Source organism: Bradyrhizobium sp. HKCCYLRH3059, from assembly GCF_051168035.1.
Taxonomy (GTDB): Bacteria; Pseudomonadota; Alphaproteobacteria; order Rhizobiales; family Xanthobacteraceae; genus Bradyrhizobium.
The window spans coordinates 124,944-144,331 of sequence record NZ_JBNPUF010000011.1 but is presented as its reverse complement, the minus strand read 5'-3'; the positions used below and the strand labels follow the sequence as shown (position 1 = coordinate 144,331).

The following is a 19,388-nucleotide window of genomic DNA, read 5'->3' as shown; positions in this document are numbered from 1 at the left end:
CGCCTCAAGCTGGCCGCAGCACGCGATCCGCACGCGCGGCTGCGGCCGCGAGCCAACACACTTGGTGGCAGAACCAGGCCTCCACGGAGGCCACGAAACCCGGCGTCAGCATCAGATGCCGGCGCCCGTCGCCGAAGCGGAGCAGACCGCGCCCCTCCATGGTCGTCAGGAGATTGCGGATATGGGAGCGCGAAACGCCGAGCGAGCTCGCAAGCTCCGCCGTCGAAATCGCGACGGCCTCGCGCCCAACGGCGGACCGGGCGACGAGCGTCAGCGCCAGATGGATGCCGCTGTCGTGCTCGTCGGTCCAGGCGAGATCGGGAAATCCCGTCAGGGGCCGATTGTCGCGGCACAGCCAGCTCGCACATTGCCGGATCGTCTCCGCATAGAACGCGGCGTCATCCTGCAGACGAAGGCTCAGTCCGCCGGCATGCGTCAATCGGGCGTGGCAATCCAGATGCATGGCAAGCCAGCCTCGCAGCCCCTCAAGGATGACGGGGCCGGGCACCAGGTAGCGGAGACGGGCATCCTCGGGATCGCGCTCGACGGTCACCAGCGACAGACCGCGCAACACCGCGACGAACGCCGCCGTCTGCCGCGGACCCGGCAGTCGCCTCTGCAGGCGTGTCAGGGTTGGCCGCTCGACCGGCTTGCGCGCCGACATGTGCATCATCACGATGTGCGCGGCGATTTCCGTCGGAGCGCGCTGACCGAACAGCTTGATCATCAGGCGTTGACCGCGCAGCGGCGCAATCAGCCGGTCGCAAAATCCGACGAGCACAGGCACAAAGGACGGATGGCGCCGCAAGTGCATCGGATGATCGTCAAGCAGGATAGCGCCATCGTCGGAGCTCCGGTTCATCATGGGATCACCGTGCGCTTGCGCGACTAGAGCGCCGCAGTCCTGATCACGAGATCGGCCAGCCGTTCCGCGGCATCGAGCCGCCCGGCTGTGCGCGCAGCCTGGGCCATCGCGGCGAGACGCGTCGGCTCGGCGGCGAGCGCCGAGATCTCGGAAGCCAGCCTGTCGGAGGTGAATTCGCTCTGCACGATCCGGATCGCGGCGCTCGCGTCCGACAGCACGCCGGCATTCGCGAACTGGTCCTGGTCGATGGCGCCCGGCAGCGGCACCAGGATCGAGGGCCGGCCGATCGCGGCGAGTTCGGCCACGGTGCCGGCGCCGGAGCGCGAGATCACGAGATGATTGGCGGCAAGCCGCGCCGGCAGGTCGGTGAAGAAGGGTTGCAGGTCGGCATTGATCTTCAGCCGGTCATAGACCGCGCGCACCCGCGCCATGTCCTCCTGGCGCACCTGCTGGGTCAGCACCAGACGGCCCCACAGCGCCGGCTCCAGCCGCTCGATCGCGCCGGGCACGATATCGCTCATGATGCGCGCGCCCTGGCTGCCGCCGACGACGAGCAGCCGCAGCGGCCCGGCGGTCTCCGGCGGGACATAGGGCACGCCCGCGGCTTCGAGGATTGCAGGTCGCATCGGGGTGCCGACCGTGGTCGTCTTGCCGGCCAGCGCAGGATCGCGGTCCAGCACGCCCGGCAACGAGGTTGCAATCGCCTTCACATGCGCGGACAGGAAACGATTGGCGCGGCCGAGCACGGCATTGGCGTCGTGGATCAGGCTGGGCACGCCGGCGAGGCGCGCCGCCAGCAGCGGCGGCACGGTCGGATAGCCGCCGAAGCCGATCACGGCCGCGGGCTTGAGCCGCCGCATCAGGTTGAAGGCCGCGATGGTGCCGGTGCCGAGCAGCAGCGCGGTGCGCGCGAGCGCGACCGGGGAGCGGCTGCGCACCGTCTCGCTCGGCACCACGTCGATCATGTCGTTGGTGAACAGGCCGCTGTAGCGCAGCGCGCGCGCGTCGGTGACGAGACGGACGCGATAGCCGCGCCTGATCAGCTCGACGCCGAGCGCTTCAGCGGGAAACAGATGGCCGCCGGTGCCGCCGGCCGCGAGCAGAATGAGAGGCGCGGTTGAGGTCATGCGCTGATGTTTACAGGCAATGTCTCGTCATTGCGAGCCAGCAGCCTAAGCGTAATTGCGCAGCGCGCCGGCTGCGTCGCCGGCCTCGAGCTCCATCCGCGGCCGCTGTCGGGTCAGCGCCAGCATCATGCCGACGCCATAGGCCAGCGACACGATCGAGGAGCCACCGTAGGAGATGAAGGGCAAGGTCATGCCCTTGGCCGGGATCAACTGCAGATTGACCGAGATGTTGATGGCCGCCTGGATACCGAACAGGATCGCGAGGCCCGAGGCCGCGAAGCGCGCAAAGCTATCCTCGGTCGCATAGGCGCGCGACAGCGTGCGGATCACGATGAACGCAAACAGCGAGACCAGCGCCAGGCACAGGATGATGCCGAACTCCTCGGCAGCGACCGCGAACACGAAATCGGTGTGGCTGTCCGGCAGGCTGCGCTTGGCGATGCCCTCGCCCGGCCCCAGCCCGAACCAGCCGCCGTTGGAGAACGCCTCCATCGCGGTGTCGACCTGGAAGGTGTCGCCGGAGGCCGGGTTCATGAAGCGCTTGATGCGGCCGGCGACATGCGGGACCAAGAGATAGGCGCCGAACAGGCCGGCGGCGGCGGCGCCCGCGAGGCCCGCGACCCAGATCATGCGCATGCCGGCGATGAAGAACAGCGAGCCCCAGACCATCAGGATCAGCATGGTCTGGCCGAAATCCGGCTCCATCACCAGGAGCGACACCAGCATCAGCAGCAGCACCAACGCCATTGTGGTCGCCGGCATGTCGGGCCGCCGCGCGGATTCCGAGAACAGCCAGGCGGAAACGACGACGAAGGCCGGCTTCGCCGCCTCGGACGCCTGGATGTTGACGCCGATCAGCGTGATCCAGCGCCGCGAGCCCTTCACCTCCGGGCCGATCGCGAGCGTCAGCACGATCAGCACGATGGCGATCGTGAACACCACCAGCGCGCTGCGCCGGATCTGGCGCGGCGACAGGAAGGAGACGCCGATCAGCACGATGAACGACGGCAGCAGGAAAAGGACGTGGCGGTTGAAGAAGTGGAACGGATCGAGCCCGATCCGGGTCGCCACCGGCGGGCTGGCCGCGAGCGACAGGATCACCCCGCACAGCATCAGCGCGAGGATGGAGCCGAGCAGCGGCTTGTCGATCGTCCACCACCAGTCGGACAGCGGATTGCGTTCTTCACGGGAGAGCATCGGGCGTCCACCTGAGCCGAATATTCGGCCCATTGGCGCCCAGGATGGTTATCGAAGGGTTAAGAAAATCGCTGGCAACGCTGCCTCAGGCCACCCGCTCTACGCCCGGTAGCGCCTGCACCAGGTCGCGGAAATGCGCGCCGCGGATTTCGAAGTTGCGGAACTGGTCGAAGGAGGCGCAGGCCGGCGACAGCAGCACCACGACATCCTTCAATCCCGAGGCCTCCGCATCGGCGGCCGCCTGTGAGACCGCGACCTCCAGCGTGCCGGACATGTCGTGCGGCACCTTGTCGCCCAGCGTGCCAGCGAACTCCGCGGCCGCTTCGCCGATCAGATAGGCCTTGCGGATGCGCGGGAAGAAACCCGCGAGGCTGGTGATGCCGCCGGCCTTCGGTTTGCCGCCGGCGATCCAGAAGATGTCGGCGAAGGACGACAATGCGTGCGCGGTCGCGTCTGCGTTGGTGCCCTTGGAGTCGTTCACGAACAGCACGTTGCCGCGACGGCCGACCTGCTCCATGCGATGCGCCAGGCCCGGGAAGCTGCGCAGCCCTTGCTGCAGCACGTCCTCCTTCATACCGATCGCGAGCGCCGCGGCGGCGGCGCAGGCCGCATTCTGAGCATTGTGCTGGCCGCGCAGCGAGCCGATGCCGCCAAGCCGGGCGACCTCATTGCGAGCCCCGCCTGCACTGCACACAATCGTCTCGTGCTCGACATACAGCCCGTCCGCCAGCGGGTTCTTCACCGAGATGCGCACGACGCGCTTGCCGGCCCGGTCGAGCCGGTCGGCGATCGCGCGCGAAAAACCGTCGTCGACGCCGACGATCGCGGAGCCCTTGGACTGGACATTCGCCACCAAGCGCTCCTTTACGGCCGCATAGTTCTCGATCGTGCCGTGCCGGTCGATGTGGTCCTCGCTGACATTGAGCAGGATGCCGACGCTCGGATCGAGCGATGGTGTCAGGTCGATCTGGTAGGACGACATCTCGATGACGTGGACGCGGCCCATGCGCGGCGGCTCGAGGGACAGGATCGCGGTGCCGATATTGCCGCCCATCTGGGTGTCGTAGCCGGCGACGCGCATCAGATGCGCGATCAACGCCGTCGTGGTCGATTTGCCGTTGGTGCCGGTGATCGCGACGAACGGCGCATCCGGCGCGTGCCGCCTGCGCTCGCGGCAGAACAGCTCGATGTCGCCGATCACCTCGACCCCGGCCTCGCGCGCCTTCAATACGGTCCAATGCGGCACGGGATGGGTCAGCGGCACGCCCGGCGCCAGCACCAGCGCGGCGAAGTTCGCCCAGGAGACGGTGCGCAAATCGGCGGTGATGAAACCCGCCTTCGCCGCTTCCGTCACCCGATCGGCGCCGTCGTCGGCAGCGATCACTTCGGCGCCGCCGGCCCGCAGGGCATGACACGAGGCCAGCCCCGAGCCGCCGAGCCCGAACACGGCGACGGTCTTTCCGGCAAATGCGGTGACGGGGATCATGTCAGCGCAGCTTCAGCGTCGAGAGACCGACCAACGCCAGCATCACCGAGATGATCCAGAACCGGATCACGATCTGCGGCTCGGTCCAGCCGAGCTGCTCGAAATGGTGGTGGATCGGCGCCATCTTGAATATGCGCTTGCCGGTCAGCTTGAACGAGGCGACCTGCACGATCACCGACACGGCCTCCAGCACGAACAGGCCGCCGATGACAGCCAGCACGATCTCGTGCTTCACCGCGACCGCGATCGATCCGAGCATGCCGCCGAGCGCCAGCGAGCCGGTGTCGCCCATGAAGATCGACGCCGGTGGGGCGTTGAACCAGAGAAAGCCGAGGCCCGCGCCGAGCACCGCGCCGCACAGCACGGCAAGCTCACCAGTGCCCGCGACATAGTGGATCTGCAGGTAGTCCGAGAACACCGCATTGCCGGCGAGATAGGCGATCAGGCCGAAGCTGGCGGAGGCGATCATCACCGGCACGATTGCCAGGCCGTCGAGCCCGTCGGTCAGGTTCACGGCATTGCCGGCGCCGACGATGACGAACGCTCCGAAGATGACATAGAGCCAGCCGAACTTGATCACCAGATCCTTGAAGAACGGAATGGCAAGCCCGGTCGAGGACGGATCGCGCCCGAGCCGCACCAGCGCGTAACAGGCGACCAGAGCGATCGCAGCCTCGATCAGCAGACGCAGTCTGCCGGCAAAGCCGGAATGCGACTGCTTGGTCACCTTCAGATAATCGTCATAGAAGCCGACGAAGCCGAAGCCGAGCGTCACCGCGAGCACGATCCAGACATAGGGGTTGAGCGGATTGGCCCACAGCACGGTGGAGACGACGAGGCCCGACAAGATCATCAAGCCGCCCATCGTGGGCGTGCCCTTCTTGCTGATGATGTGCGATTGCGGGCCGTCGGTGCGGATCGGCTGGCCCTTGCCCTGGCGCAGGCGAAGATGATCGATGATCCAGGGCCCGAACAGGAACACGAACAGCGCCCCGGTGACGACGGCGCCGCCCGTACGGAACGTGATGTAGCGGAACACGTTCAGCAATCCGCGAAAGACGGACAGGCTCGGAAACGTATTCGTCAGCTCGATCAACCAGTAGAACATCCAACCCGCCTATGCCGCCTCACCGAGACCGCGAACACGAATTCGGTCGCGAATCCGGTCCAGCCTCTTTTAACCATGATCGGGGCCGGGTGCGAATCATAGCCCGGCGGAATGACCCATCCGGCATGACCGCTTCGACCACCAGTGGAAAATATCCTTCTGCCGCGCCGCGATATCGCCCGATTTTCAAGTGGGCCGCTGCAGCGCCGCGGCGAGCTTCGACACGAACTTATTGACCCAGAAGATCTTCTTGCTGCCCTTGATGACGACGACGTCGCCCGGCGCAAGCAGCGCCGCGACCCGACCGGGATCCAGAGTCACCGGATCCTCATGCCAGCCGAGCCGCTTCGCGTGAGGCAGGCTATCGAACAGGTGACGCATCAGCGGACCGACGCAATAGACGCCGTCGACCCCCGCGAGATGAGCGACCATCCCCTGATGATAGGCCGGCGCCTCGTCGCCGAGTTCGAGCATGTCGCCGATGATGGCGATCCGCCGTCCCCGCACCGGTCGCGCCTGCAGACTGTCGAGCGCCGCCGCCATGCTGGCCGGGTTGCCATTGAAGCTGTCGTCGATCAGAACAATGTCGCCGACGGTCTGCTCGACGCCACGGCCGGTCATGATGCCGACATCGCCGAGCGTCGGCGCGAGCAGCGCTGGATTGAGCCCGGCCGCTGCGATGGAGGCGAGCGCCGCCAGCGCATTGTGCAGGCGATGCGGCGCACCCGGCGTCAGCGTGAAGGCGACGCGGCGACCGGCGATGTCGGCGCGCACATCCCAGGTCTCGCCGCGCGAGTCGTGCGAGAGCTCGCGGACGTCAGCGCCGCCACCGAAGCGGATCACCTTGCCGGTCCATTCCGGTGCTGCGAGATCGGCCGGCAATACGAGGACGCCGTCGGCCGGCAGCCCAAGCGCGATCGAGACCTTCTCTTTCCTGATCGCTTCCAGGCTGCCGAGCTTCTCCAGATGCACCGGCTGCACATTCACGACCAGCGCCACCGTCGGCTGCGACAGCTCCGTCAGCCGCGCGATCTCGCCTTTTTGATTCATGCCCATCTCGACGACCCACACCGAAGCGGAGGGATCGGCGTTGCACAGCGTCAGCGGTACGCCCCAGAAATTGTTGAAGCTCGACGGACTCGCAGAGGCACCGGGATAGGCGGCGATGAACTCCTTGGTCGAGGTCTTGCCGGCGCTGCCGGTCAACCCGATCACCGGGCCATGGAAGCGCGCCCGCGCGGAGCGCGCCAGCGCCCACAGCCCATCGATCAGCGTGTCCGGCACCACGAGCTGCGGCACCGTGATCCCATCGATCCTGTGGGGAACGATCATCGCCACCGCGCCGGCCGCTTCGGCATTCGCCGCGAACTCCCAGCCGTCGCGGCTGGAGGCGAAGCTCGATACGAAGCCGCCACTCGGTGTGCCACTCAGTGCCACGAACAGGCTGCCGGGCTTCACCGCGCGACTGTCCTGCGTGACGAAGTCGATCGGGGTCTCCGGGTAGTCCCCGGCGAGGCCGAGCGCGCGCGCCGCCTCTGCCACGGTCCACAGCGCCTTCGTCATGATGTCCTCGCTGCCAACGCGTCCGCGACCGCTTCATGATCGCTGAAATGCAGAATAGTGCTGCCGATGATCTGTCCGGTCTCATGGCCCTTGCCGGCGATCACGAGCGCATCGCCGGGCTGCAGCTCGCCGATCGCGACGCGGATTGCCTCCGTTCGGTCGCCGATCTCACGCGCACCGGGCGCGGCGGCCAGGATTGCAGCGCGGATCGCAGCCGGATCCTCGCTGCGCGGATTGTCATCGGTGATGATGACACTGTCGGCCTCTTCGGCGGCGATCGCGCCCATCAAGGGGCGCTTGCCGGTGTCACGGTCGCCGCCGGCGCCGAACACGACGACGAGCTTTCGCGGAGCATAGGGCCGCAGCGCATGCAGCGCCTTGGCGAGCGCATCCGGCTTGTGCGCGTAGTCGATGAAAATGGGTGCGCCATTGTGCTCGCCGACCAGCTCGAGCCGGCCCTTGGCGCCCTCGAGCTGCTCGAGCGATTCGAACACCGCTTGCGGATCGCTGCCGGTGCCGATCGCGAGGCCCGCCGCGACCAGCGCGTTCTCGATCTGAAACGCGCCGACCAGCGGCAGGCGGACCGCATGCATGCGGCCGCAATGCTGGATCTGGAGCTGCTGCGCAAAGCCGTCGATTGCAACGGCCACGAGGCGAATGCCCTCGCCTGCACCGTCGCCATGCGTCCCCACCGTCATCAGGCGAAGACCGCGCGTCTGCGCCGCAGCGATGACTTCCGGCGAGCACTCATGATCGGCCGAGATCACCGCAGGCCCGCCCGGCGGCACGAGATCGCGGAACAGCCTCAGCTTGGCGTTGAGGTAGTGCGCGATGTCCGGATGATAGTCCATGTGGTCGCGCGACAGGTTCGTGAACCCGCCGGCCGAGACCCTGACACCGTCGAGCCTGAACTGATCGAGCCCGTGCGACGAAGCCTCGAACGCTAGATGGGTGACGCCATCCTGCGTGATCTCGTCGATCTGCCGATGCAGCGCGATCGGATCTGGCGTCGTCAGCGAGCCGTAGACGGTGCGCTTGTCCGACACCAGCCCGACGGTGCCGATGCTGGCCGAGCTGTGGCCGAGGCGCTGCCAGATCTGGCGCGTGAAGGCCGCGACCGACGTCTTGCCGCTGGTGCCGGTGACGGCGGCAATCGTCGCCGGCTGGCGCGGATAGAACCGGGACGAAGCGAGCGCGAGTGCCCGCCGCGGGTTCGGCAGCGCGATGAATGGAACGGCCAGCCCTGTTCCAGGGCCCGCCGCACCGGCCACGGCGACCGCACCGGCCGCGATTGCCGCCGCAATGAAGCGGGAGCCATCGGTCTTGGTGCCGGAGAGTGCAAAAAACAGGTCGCCGGGCCGCACGGCTCGGCTGTCGACGGCGAGGCCGGATATCTCGACTGCGGCGATGGGAGCGTCGAGCGTCGCCTGATCGCCCAGGAGGTCGTGAAGTTTCATCCTGGTTCCGTGCCAGTCCTGGCCCCGCCCGGGATGGCGGCAGCTCCAAAGCCTGCGATTCGACGACGGCTTACTGTGTCAGCCGCGATGCCGCAAGAATTTGGCGGTCGGACGGCGGGAGGTCGAAACGGGGCTCAATTCCCAGCAGCGGCCCGATCCGGGAGATCACGTTGCCAGCGGTCGGCACCGCGTTCCAGCCCGAGGTGATGAAGCCATAGGTTTCCTTCAACGGCTGCGGCTCGTCCAGCATGATCAGGAGCTGGTATTTTGGCTTGTCCGCCGGGATCACGGCGGTGAAGAGGGTCAGCACCTTCTTCTTGGCGTAGCGGCCGTTGATCACCTTCTCGGCGGTGCCGGTCTTGCCGCCGATGTAGTAGCCCTTCACGTCGGCCTTGCGCGCGGTGCCGACCTCGGCGTTCAGACGCATCAGATACCGCATCTTCTCCGAGGTCTCCGGCTTGATCACGCGCTTGGCGACCTGCATCGCCTCTGCCTCGGTGCGCTTCATGAAAGTCGGCGGGATCAGATAGCCGCCATTGACCAGCGCACTGACGCCCATCACACCCTGCAGCGGCGCCACCGCCATGCCGTGACCGAACGCGATCGTGACCGTGTTCAATTCGCCCCAGCGCTTGGGCAGGATCGGCGAGGCGCTCTCAGGCAGCTCGGTGCGCAACCGGTCGAACTGGCCCATCTTGCGCAGGAACGCCTTGTGCGCTTCCACGCCCTGCGTCAACGCGATCCTGGCAGCGCCGACGTTGGACGAGAAGTAGAACACTTCCTTCATGTTGAGGAAGCGGCCCTTCGGCTCGTCGTCATGAATCGCGAACTTGCCGTAGTGCAGCGGCCCGCGTGCATCCCACAGCGAATTGAGATCATATTTGCCGGTGTCGAGCGCCATTGCCAGGGTGAACGCCTTGAAGGTCGAGCCCATCTCGTACACGCCCGTGGTCAGGCGGTTGATCCGGTCGGGATCGTGCGCTTCCTTCGGGTTGTTGGGATCGAAATCCGGCAGCGACACCATGGCGATGATCTCGCCTGTCCTGACATTGACGACGAGACCGGAAGCTGCCTTGGCCTTGAACTTGTCCTTGGCCTTGAGCAGTTCGTCGCGCAGCGCGTGCTCGACGCGCAGATCGACCGAGAGCTCGATTGGGCGCTGCAGGCGATCGGTGGCGAAGCCCGCGCGATGCAGGTCGGCAAGGCCCTGATTGTCGAGCCACTTCTCCATGCCGGCGATGCCCTGGTTGTCGATGTTCACCAGGCCGATCAGATGGGCCACCTCGTTTCCGGTCGGATAGACGCGCTTGTTCTCGCGCAGGAAGCCGATGCCCGGCAGGCCGAGGCGATGAATGTCCTGCTGCTGCTTCGGCGTCATCTCGCGCTTCAACCAGACGAAACCCTTGCGCGACAACAGTCGGTCGCGGACCTCGCCCGTATCGAGATCCGGCAAGGTCGCCGTCAGAAGCTCGATTGCCTCGTCCTTGTCGATGAGACGACGCGGCTCGGCGAACAGGCTCGGCGTCTTCACGTCGGTGGCGAGAACGGCGCCATTGCGGTCGACGATATCGGGGCGCGCGGTGGCGATGGCGTCCTGCTGCGCGGCGCGCCGCGCGCTCGGACCATCCGAGCCGATCGCGAACATCACGAGGCGGCCGCCGATGACCGCGTAGACGGCAGCAAAGGCAATGATCGCGAGGCCGACTCGCGCGCGCGCCTTGGCAGTCCGATCGACATCGCGCCCATACAGCAGCGTGCGCACCAGACGTTGCCGCCAGGGTTCCTGCGGCTTGACGTCGGGCCGAAGCTGATCGGTCATTGCTGATCCTCCGGGCGACGCACCGACCCGGTCACGGGGGGCTCTTCGTTGATCGCGTCGATCGCATCGATCATCGATCCGATCGGATCCGGATTGTCCGGTCGCGCAAATCGCGGCGGCCGCTCCGGCAGATTCTTCAGGCTGTCGTATTGTGTGGCGTTGAGCGGCTTCAGCGGCAGATGCCGCTCGACCAGCCCTTGCAGCCGCAGCGGCGCGTCGAGCTTGGCCCATTCCGCGCGCAACACTGCGATGGCCTCGCGCTGCTCGCGGATCTCGGCGCGCAATTGCAGCACGCGCTCGACCCGCGCCGTGGAGTCCATCTTGATGCGATAGACATAGGCCGCCGCGAAGATCAGCGAGCAGATCACGACGAGATGCAGGAGGCGCATCGGTCACCCTCCTCGCAGGACATCGGCCAGCCGCGGCCAGGGCGACGAGGATGCCGAAGCGTGCGCCGGCGCCGCCGTGCGCTCGGCACCGCGCAGCTTGGCGGACCGCGCCCGCGGATTGGCTTCGGTCTCAGCCTCCGCGGCCACGACCGGCTTGCGGTTGAGCAACTGGAAGCTCGGTGCCTCCTGCGCGATCTCGGGCAGATGGCGCGAGCCGCCGCCGGTCCTGCTGCGCTCGGCGAGGAACGTCTTGACGATGCGGTCCTCGAGCGAATGGAACGAGACGACCGCCAGCCGGCCGCCCGGCGCCAGCACGCGCTCCGCTGCCGACAGCGCCTGTTCGAGCTCGTCCAGCTCCTCATTGACGAGAATCCGCAGCGCCTGGAACGTGCGCGTCGCCGGATGGATGTCGCCAGGCTTGGATCTCACCACGCGCGCGACGATGTCGGCGAGTTGCCGCGTCGTCGTGATCGGCTGTTCCTTGCGCGCGGCGACGATGGCCCGCGCCACGGCGCGGGAGTGCCGCTCTTCGCCAAAGATGTAGATGACGTCGGCCAAAGCGCGCTCGGCAGCGTTGGCGACGACATCGGCGGCCGTCGGTCCCGTGCCGCCCATCCGCATGTCGAGCGGGCCGTCGAACCTGAACGAGAAGCCGCGCGCGGCGGAGTCGAGCTGCATCGAAGAGACGCCGACATCCATCACGATGCCATCGACATGCGCAAGGCCTCGCGATGCACAGATGTCGGCCAATGCCGAGAAACGGTTCTCGACCAGTGTCAGGCGACCGCCCGCCTCAGTGAGGAGACCTGCGCCGCCGGCGATTGCGGTGCTGTCGCGATCGATCCCGATGACGTGTGTTCCCGCCATTGCCAGGATCAGGCGCGTATAGCCACCGGCGCCAAAGGTCGCATCGACGTAGGTTCCGCCGCCGCGTGGCGCCAGCATCTCGACCGCTTCGGGGCCGAGCACCGGGATGTGCCGCTGGTCAGCCGTGCTCACCCGGCCGCTCCGCACGCGCGCCGTTGCTTCAGACTGACTTTGGTTGGCAGCGAGCCCATCGCGCCCTCGATCCTCGCGCCCCGTCAATTCGCCAAGCCATCTCCCGGGACGCTCCGTCATCCGTCGCGCCGTCACGACATCAGCAGCACGATCCGGCCATGTCGAGATCCTCGATCCGACAGCGATCGCGCGGCGCCGGAGCGCCCCGGAACCGCTTTCGATCGTGATCTGCCGTGCAGGACCTTGCATCGTGGCGGCTTGCCGTCCCGAAAGCCGGCTTGGCTCTTCACCACTCAGTAACGGCGTTTAGCGTTAACAAACCGTTGATGGTCTGTGGCGGATGTTGGGCACTTGGACCGCGAGGCGGAGCTGCCCGGTAGACCTTTCGTCCTGCTCGCCGCCGTGCCGTTCGGCGGACCGGCGATCGCGATACAACGGTCCGCTCAATAGCGAGGGCTCGCATGCGATTTCGATTGCGGCTGGGTCATGTAAAAGAGTAGTGCCTGCCCATATCCGGTTTGAGCCACCGCCGCCGCCGTCCGCTTCGAGTCGTTCATGCCAAGTCCCTCCGACAAGCCGGAATCGAAGCGTCCTCGTGCGCTGCAGATCCCCAAAGGCGTTTCCAACCTGCCGGTCTTCACGCCGGACTCGTCGGTCGCCTCCGACGTGATCCCGTCGGCCAATTTCGGCGAGCGCAAGGGTGGGCGCCAGCCGGACATGATCATTCTTCATTACACCGGCATGCCGGATGTCGAAGGGGCGATCACCAAGCTGTGCACCGCCGGCAGCGAGGTCTCCGCGCATTACGTCGTGCTCGAGGACGGACGCATCGTCCAGTGCGTGCCGGAGGCCTTGCGCGCTTGGCACGCGGGTCTCTCGTCATGGGACGGCGAGGAGGACATCAATTCCTGCTCGATCGGCATAGAGATCGTCAATCGCGGCCACGATTGGGGCTATCCGGATTTCCCACCGCGGCAGATCGCGGCGGTCATCGCGCTGTGCCGGGGCATCATGCTCCGCCGCAATGTCCCGGCGCATCGCGTGCTCGGGCATTCCGACGTGGCACCCGCGCGCAAGAAGGATCCGGGTGAGAAATTCCCGTGGCATTCGCTGGCGAATTCGGGCGTGGGCCACTGGGTGCAGCCGGCGGCGATCACCAAGGGCGAGACGCTGAAGCTCGGCAGCATCGGCGACGACGTCAAGGGCTTGCAGAAGGCGCTCGCCAAATACGGCTATGGCGTGCCGATCACGGGTAAATTCGACGGCATCACCATGGACGTCGTCACCGCGTTCCAGCGGCACTTCCGCCCCGAAAAGATCGACGGCATTGCCGACCGCTCGACCTTGTGGACGTTGCATGCGCTGCTGACGAGCCTGCCGGCCGAGGATCAGGCGCCGCGCGTCTGACACGTCAGGCCTCCACATCGAGCTCACCGAGCCGCCGTGCATAGAGACGCTTGAGCGGCGCGAGCTGCGTGGCTGCGCTCGCCTCGCGGTAGGCGGCGCGCGCCTCGTCGCGCCGACCGAGCCGCCGCAGAAGGTCTGCCCGCACCGCCGGCAGCAGATCGTACTGCTTCAATCCGCCGCGCGCGGCCAGCGCATCGACCAGTGCCAGCGCCCGCGCCGGGCCGTCGACCATCGAGACAGCGGCCGCATGATTGAGCTCGATCACAGGCGATGGCGCGATCCGCAGCAGAACCTCGTAGAGCCCCACGATCTGCCGCCAATCCGTTTCAGCGTAGCTGGCGGCCTGAGCATGAAGCGCGGCAATCGCGGCCTGGACCGTATAGGGCTGCGGGAGCCCCTTCATGCCCAGGGCCTGTTCGACCAGCCCAAGCCCTTCGGCGATCTGCTCACGATTCCACAGCGAGCGGTCCTGCTCCTCCAGCAGGACGATGTCGCCCGCCGCATTGGTACGGCCGGCGCGCCGCGCATCGTGCAGCAGCATCAACGCGAGCAGGCCCTTGATGTCGCGCGCCTCCGGCATCAAGCCAAGCAGCAGGCGACACAGCCGGATCGCCTCGCGCGCGAGATCCTCGCGAATCAGCTCGGTGCCTGAGGTCGCGAGATAGCCCTCGGTGAACACCAGATAGATCACGGTCAGGACGCCGCGCAGCCGCTCCTCGAGCGCATCGCGTCCCGGCACCTCGTAGGGAATGCCGGCGAGGCGGATCTTCTGCTTGGCGCGCACCAAGCGCTGCGCCATCGCCTCCTCGCCGGTGACAAGAGCGCGGGCGACCTCGGCCGTGGTGAGGCCGCAGACCGTGCGCAGCGTCAGCGCCACCTGGACCTCCGGCGCGAACGACGGATGGCAGCAGGTGAAGATCAGCCGCAGCATGTCGTCGTCGAGATCGGCCGGCGCGTCGGCGTCGTCGTTGGCGGCATCACGCTCGATGGCGTGAACGATCTCCGCCTCCTTGTCGCGAAAATTGCTCCGCCGCCGGATCCGGTCGATCGCCTTGTTGCGGGCGACATTGACCAGCCACGCCCGCGGGTTGGCGGGGGCGTCGGACCCCCGCCATTTGAGCAGCGCCGCAGCGAACGCATCCTGCAGCACGTCCTCGGCCAGATCGAAGTCACCGACGAGCCGGATCAAGGTCGCGAGTGCGCGGCCGGCCTCATCGCGGAACACCTTGTCGATCGCATCAAGCGTCATCGGTGACCCTTCTCGGCCGCGAACCGCACCGGTCTCAATGATTATATTGCCAGACCGGCCGCACCTCGATCGAGCCAAAACGGGCGCCGGGAATCCGCGCGGCAATCCCGATCGCCTCGTCGAGATTCTTGGCCTCGATCATGTAGTAGCCGCCGAGCTGCTCGCGGGTCTCGGCGAACGGACCGTCGGTGGTGAGGATCTTGCCGTCGCGCACCCGCACGGTCGTCGACGTCGTCGTCGGCTGCAGCCGGTCGCCGCCCTTGTAATTGCCGCTCGAGATGATCGACTGGGTGAAGGTCTGGTACTCCGCCAGCATTTTGCCCTCGGCCTCCTTCTCCATCTTCGCGTAGTCGACTTCGTTCTGGTAGATCATCAACAGATATTGCATCGAACTTGCTCCCTTGTTTCGGCCGGATCGCCGACATCCAGTCGAATGGCGCGCTCACGTAACGACACGCCCAGGATAATATTTTTGCAGGCGCAGCGATGGCTTGACCTGATGGCCGGGAAGCCCCATTCAAGCTGCGTCAGTCGGCCGGACGGCCGCTCCGGCAGGCGCCGAAAGGCCGCCGGGGAGGAAAGTCCGGGCTCCATCGACATGCGGTGCCGGATAACGTCCGGCGGGGGCGACCCCAGGGATAGTGCCACAGAGAACGAACCGCTTCCTCCCGCGAGGGAGGCGAGTAAGGGTGAAAAGGTGCGGTAAGAGCGCACCGCGGGGCCGGCAACGGAACCGGCATGGTAAACCCCACCGGGAGCAAAACCGAATAGGGACGGCCACGCGGAGACAATCGCCAAGGCAGATGATGCCAAGGCGATGACGTCCGCGGGAGCGATGTCAGGCTCGCCGTCCGGGTAGGTTGCCCGAGGTCGCGCGCAAGCGCGATCCCAGAGGAATGGCCGTCACGTATCGTCATGCGCAAGCATCACGGTGCCCTACAGAACCCGGCTTACAGGCCGGCTGATATGTTCATGAGGGGCTCGGCGCAGCAGCGCCGGGCCCCTCACCATTTTTGTCAACCGGCGGCCGAGAGCTGGCCGAACTCGGTGGCCTGGCGCTCGAACAGGCTGCGATAGAGTCCGCCGGGTCTGCCAACCAGCGTGGCGTGGCTGCCCTGCTCGACGATACGGCCGCGGTCGAACACCAGGATGCGATCGAGGCTGCGGACGGTCGCCAGCCGATGCGCGATCACGATCGCCGTCCTGCCCTTCATCAGCCGCTCCATCGCCTCCTGGATCAGCGCCTCGGATTCCGAATCGAGGCTCGAGGTCGCCTCGTCCAGGATCAGCACCCGCGCGTCCGCCAGGAACGCCCGCGCCAGCGCGACCCGCTGCCGCTCGCCGCCCGACAGCTTGACGCCGCGCTCGCCGACCAGCGTGCCGTAGCCCTTGGGCAGGCGCGTGATGAACTCATGCGCGTTGGCGAGCCGCGCCGCCTGCTCGATCTCGGCCTGGCTGGCGCCAGGACGGCCATAGGCGATGTTCTCGGCCAGCGAGCGGTGGAACAGGATCGGCTCCTGCTGCACGATCGCGATCTGGCTGCGCAGCGAGTCCTGCGTGGCATGCGCGATGTCCTGCCCGTCGATGAGGATGCGGCCGCCGCCAACGTCGTAGAGCCGCTGCACCAGCTTGACGAAGGTCGTCTTGCCGGAGCCGGAGCGCCCGACGAGGCCGATCCGCTCGCCCGGCCGGATGTCCACCGACAGCCGGTCGTACAGCGGGGTGCGATGGCCGCCATAGTGGAACGTCACCGCATCGAACACGATGTGCCCACCGGTCACCGCGATCGGCCTGGCGTCCTTGGCATCGATGATGCCGATCGGCTCGCTGTGGATCGCCACCAGCTCGTCCATGTCGTTGACCGCGCGCTGCAGGTTGTTGATATGCATGCCGACGTCACGCAGATACGCATGGATGACGTAGTAGCTCGTCAGCACATAGGTGACGTCGCCTGGCGAGGCCTTGCCCGCCATCCACAGCAGCACGGCGCCGCCGATCACCGAGGAGCGCAGGCACAGCAGCACGCCGAGCTGCACGGCCGCCGTCGTGTTGTAGCGCAGCCAGGTTCGGTTGACGCGACGGCTCCAACGGCTGACGACGCGCATCAGCCGGCCGTCCTCGCGGGCTTCCGCCCCGAACGACTTGACCACCGCATTGCAGCTCAGCGCGTCCGCCAGCGTGCCGCCGACCTTGGTATCCCAGGCGTTGGAGATCCGTGCGGCCGGGGCGATGTAGCGGGTCGAGAACACGACCGTCATCGCGACATAGAGCGCCGCCCCGACGGCGATCACGCCGCCCAGCGCGCCCCAGTGCAGGCCGAGCAGCACCATCGAGCCCAGCAACACCGAGAGCGACGGCAGCAGCGCCAGCAGGATGGTGTCGTTGTAGAGGTCGAGCGCCCACATGCCCCGGGTGATCTTGCGCACCGTGGAGCCGGCGAAGCTGTTGGCGTGCCAGTCGGTCGAGAAGCGCTGCACGCGTACGAATGCGTCGCGCGCCACGTCGGACATGATGCGCAGGGTGAACGGCACGATCAGTTGCAGGCCCGACAATCGCAGCACGATCGAGGCGAAGCCAAGGGCTACGATGGCGGCGAACGCCACCAGCGCGCTGTGCCGTGCATCGGCATTGCCTGGGCCCAGGGTGAGCGCATCGACCAGCCGGCCGGAGAACAGCGGCATGAACAGATCGGCAGCGGTGGCGCCCAGCAGCGCGCACGCAATGCCGAGCGTCATGCGTGGCTGCTTCAGCCAGTGGCGGGTCACGAACGGGATCACGACGCGGATCGCGGCGGGACGCTTGTCGGCCTTCAGGCCGGAGACGTCGACGGTCATGGCATCATCCGGCCGCGCTCGCAGCGCCAGCCGGCTCCAAATAGTGCAGACGCGACGCGGCGCGCGGTCTGCGGATGAGTAACTCAGGCGTTGGGAAGTTAAGCGATGGTGCTCAAAGCGAGCGGCCGAACACCAGAACAGGCATCGAGCGGGTGCATGCGATCTGCAGATGCGATGTGGTCATGCAAATCTCCCCGGTTCGAGCGACAATTCTTGTTCCATACCATCGACGGTATGATTTGGCAACCCGCGGCGCGCGCAGGAGCCGCTCACGTCAATGTGCGTCGCCGCCGCCCGCCATCGGCGAGCTCGGCTTGTTGAGCAGCATCACCATGAAGCTGAGCCCGATGTAGAAGCAGGTCAGCATGAAGAACGCATCGCCATAGCCCATCACGACGGCCTGGCGATGCACGATCTGCGACAGCTGCTTCATCGCCATCAGGGCCGAATCGCCCATGCCCTGCAGCTTCTGCTGCAGCATGTTGAGGGTCTCGACCGCGGTGGCATTGCCCCAGTTGACGCGCTCGTGGAGGCGGGAAATGTGCAGGTCGGTGCGATCGTTCAGCACCTGGTTGATCACGGCAAGGCCGACGGCGCCGCCGAGATTGCGCATCAGGTTGAACAGGCCGGATGCATTCTTGACCCGGTCCGGCGCCAGGGTGCCGAGCGCGATGTTGTTGGTCGGCACCATCGCGAACATCATGCCGACGCCGCGCAGCACCTGCGGCAGGAAAAGCTCCCAGAAGTCGTAGTCGCGGGTGATGCCGGTCATCTGGTAGGAGCCGATCGCGAAGATCACGAGGCCGAACGCGATCATCAGGCGCATGTCGATCTTCAGCATCAGGCGGCCGACCACCGGCGCCATCAGGAACATGGTGACGCCCGAGACGAACATCGTCTCGCCGATCATCAGGGCGCTGTAGCCGCGGACTTCGGCGAGATAGCGCGGATAGATGTAGGTCAGGCCATAAAGGCCGATGCCGATGCAGAATTGCAGGAGGCAGCCGACCGCGAAGTTGCGGTTGCCGAAAGCGAAGAGGTCGACGATCGGCTCGTCGGCCGTCAGCACCCGCCAGAAGAAGCACACCGCCGAGACGGCGCAGACCGCGGCGAAGATCGCGACCGAGGTGTCCTGCAGCCATTCATATTGCGGCCCCTCCTCCAGCACGTATTCGAGCGAGCCGAGGAAGCCGGCCATGAACAGCAGGCCCCACCAGTCGAAGCGGTCGAGCAGCTCGAAATGCGGCTCGTCGAAATCCACCAGCGCCAGCACGCCTGTCGTGATGATGATGCCCGGCACGATGTTGACGAAGAACAGCCAGTGCCACGACATCGCGTCGGTGATGTAGCCGCCGACCGTTGGACCCACCGTCGGCGCCAGCGTCGCGACCAGGCCGATGATCGGACCGACGATGTGGAATTTGGTGCGCGGGAACACCGTGTAGGCCGAGGCGAACACGGTCGGGATCATGCCGGCGCCGAGGAAGCCCTGCAGCGCGCGCCACACGATCATCTGCTCGATCGACGAGGCGAAGCCGCACAGGAAGCTCGAGATGGTGAAGCCGGCCGCCGAAATCGCGAACAACAGCCGCGTGCCGAGCGCGCGCGACAGGAAGCCGGACAAGGGAATCGCGATCACCTCGGCGATCAGATAGGCCGTCTGCACCCACGACACTTCGCTGGAGCTCGCCGACAGTCCGGCCTGGATCTCGCTCAGCGACGCCGAGACGATCTGGATGTCCAGGATCGCCATGAACATGCCGAACACCATGATCAGGAACGCGATCAGCCGCCGCGGCGCGATGCGGTCCGACGGCGCGGCCGGTGCGCTCATAGTGGGGTCGGCTGTCGTTGCGGTGGCCATGTTCTAATGAGTCCGCTGGAGTCG

General features: G+C 66.6%; 15 protein-coding genes and 1 other RNA gene. 2 read left to right on the top strand and 14 right to left on the bottom strand.

The features are described from left to right. Positions 1-4 precede the first annotated feature (4 nt). From ACQR13_RS28680 to rsmH, 10 genes are all read right to left on the bottom strand, one after another. Positions 5-727: a hypothetical protein gene (locus ACQR13_RS28680; protein ID WP_315813927.1), complete on the bottom strand. Its 723-nt coding sequence runs from the start codon at positions 725-727 to the stop codon at positions 5-7. A 161-nt stretch (positions 728-888) separates the two neighbouring features. Further along, positions 889-1,992 (bottom strand): undecaprenyldiphospho-muramoylpentapeptide beta-N-acetylglucosaminyltransferase, encoded by a 1,104-nt coding sequence (gene murG / locus ACQR13_RS28675; protein WP_316174264.1) that lies wholly within the window; start codon positions 1,990-1,992, stop codon positions 889-891. A 45-nt stretch (positions 1,993-2,037) separates the two neighbouring features. After that, positions 2,038-3,189: a putative lipid II flippase FtsW gene (gene ftsW, locus ACQR13_RS28670; protein WP_434863470.1), complete on the bottom strand. Its 1,152-nt coding sequence runs from the start codon at positions 3,187-3,189 to the stop codon at positions 2,038-2,040. Between the two features lie 85 nt (positions 3,190-3,274). Continuing rightward, entirely contained in the window at positions 3,275-4,675 is a 1,401-nt protein-coding gene (gene murD, locus ACQR13_RS28665; protein ID WP_434863469.1) for a UDP-N-acetylmuramoyl-L-alanine--D-glutamate ligase, read from the bottom strand. Between the two features lies 1 nt (position 4,676). Next, positions 4,677-5,783, bottom strand: coding sequence for a phospho-N-acetylmuramoyl-pentapeptide-transferase (gene mraY, locus ACQR13_RS28660; protein WP_315713440.1), 1,107 nt, complete (start codon positions 5,781-5,783; stop codon positions 4,677-4,679). Between the two features lie 186 nt (positions 5,784-5,969). Next, a complete protein-coding gene (locus ACQR13_RS28655; protein WP_316201735.1) occupies positions 5,970-7,346 on the bottom strand; it encodes a UDP-N-acetylmuramoyl-tripeptide--D-alanyl-D-alanine ligase in 1,377 nt (458 codons plus the stop codon). Next, positions 7,343-8,803: a UDP-N-acetylmuramoyl-L-alanyl-D-glutamate--2,6-diaminopimelate ligase gene (locus tag ACQR13_RS28650; RefSeq protein ID WP_315752423.1), complete on the bottom strand. Its 1,461-nt coding sequence runs from the start codon at positions 8,801-8,803 to the stop codon at positions 7,343-7,345. Before ACQR13_RS28650 ends, ACQR13_RS28655 begins: the two co-directional genes overlap by 4 nt. Positions 8,804-8,873: 70 nt before the next feature. Beyond that, entirely contained in the window at positions 8,874-10,622 is a 1,749-nt protein-coding gene (locus ACQR13_RS28645; RefSeq protein WP_315752422.1) for a peptidoglycan D,D-transpeptidase FtsI family protein, read from the bottom strand. Beyond that, the gene (gene ftsL, locus ACQR13_RS28640; RefSeq protein ID WP_315713444.1) at positions 10,619-11,011 is read right to left on the bottom strand and encodes a cell division protein FtsL; all 393 of its coding nucleotides are present in this window, start codon (positions 11,009-11,011) and stop codon (positions 10,619-10,621) included. Before ftsL ends, ACQR13_RS28645 begins: the two co-directional genes overlap by 4 nt. 3 nt (positions 11,012-11,014) lie before the next feature. Next, the gene (gene rsmH, locus ACQR13_RS28635; RefSeq protein WP_434841425.1) at positions 11,015-12,010 is read right to left on the bottom strand and encodes a 16S rRNA (cytosine(1402)-N(4))-methyltransferase RsmH; all 996 of its coding nucleotides are present in this window, start codon (positions 12,008-12,010) and stop codon (positions 11,015-11,017) included. Positions 12,011-12,565: 555 nt separating this feature from the next. Here rsmH and ACQR13_RS28630 point away from each other — a divergent pair. Further along, a complete protein-coding gene (locus ACQR13_RS28630; protein ID WP_315713446.1) occupies positions 12,566-13,417 on the top strand; it encodes a peptidoglycan recognition protein family protein in 852 nt (283 codons plus the stop codon). Between the two features lie 4 nt (positions 13,418-13,421). Here the strand turns inward: ACQR13_RS28630 and ACQR13_RS28625 are convergent, their stop codons facing one another. Together ACQR13_RS28625 and ACQR13_RS28620 are read right to left on the bottom strand one after the other, a co-directional pair. After that, positions 13,422-14,666 (bottom strand): RNA polymerase sigma factor, encoded by a 1,245-nt coding sequence (locus ACQR13_RS28625; protein WP_315752419.1) that lies wholly within the window; start codon positions 14,664-14,666, stop codon positions 13,422-13,424. A gap of 34 nt (positions 14,667-14,700) precedes the next feature. After that, positions 14,701-15,054, bottom strand: a complete 354-nt coding sequence (locus tag ACQR13_RS28620) for a YciI family protein (RefSeq protein WP_315713448.1) — start codon at positions 15,052-15,054, stop codon at positions 14,701-14,703. A gap of 139 nt (positions 15,055-15,193) precedes the next feature. Between ACQR13_RS28620 and rnpB the strand changes: the two genes are divergently transcribed. Then, an RNA gene (gene rnpB / locus ACQR13_RS28615) (RNase P RNA component class A) lies at positions 15,194-15,635 on the top strand. Between the two features lie 47 nt (positions 15,636-15,682). Here rnpB and ACQR13_RS28610 read toward each other — a convergent pair. Together ACQR13_RS28610 and ACQR13_RS28605 are read right to left on the bottom strand one after the other, a co-directional pair. Beyond that, positions 15,683-17,500: an ABC transporter ATP-binding protein gene (locus ACQR13_RS28610; protein ID WP_315752418.1), complete on the bottom strand. Its 1,818-nt coding sequence runs from the start codon at positions 17,498-17,500 to the stop codon at positions 15,683-15,685. Between the two features lie 274 nt (positions 17,501-17,774). Beyond that, a complete protein-coding gene (locus ACQR13_RS28605; RefSeq protein ID WP_315752417.1) occupies positions 17,775-19,364 on the bottom strand; it encodes a DHA2 family efflux MFS transporter permease subunit in 1,590 nt (529 codons plus the stop codon). Between the last annotated feature and the right edge of the window lie 24 nt (positions 19,365-19,388).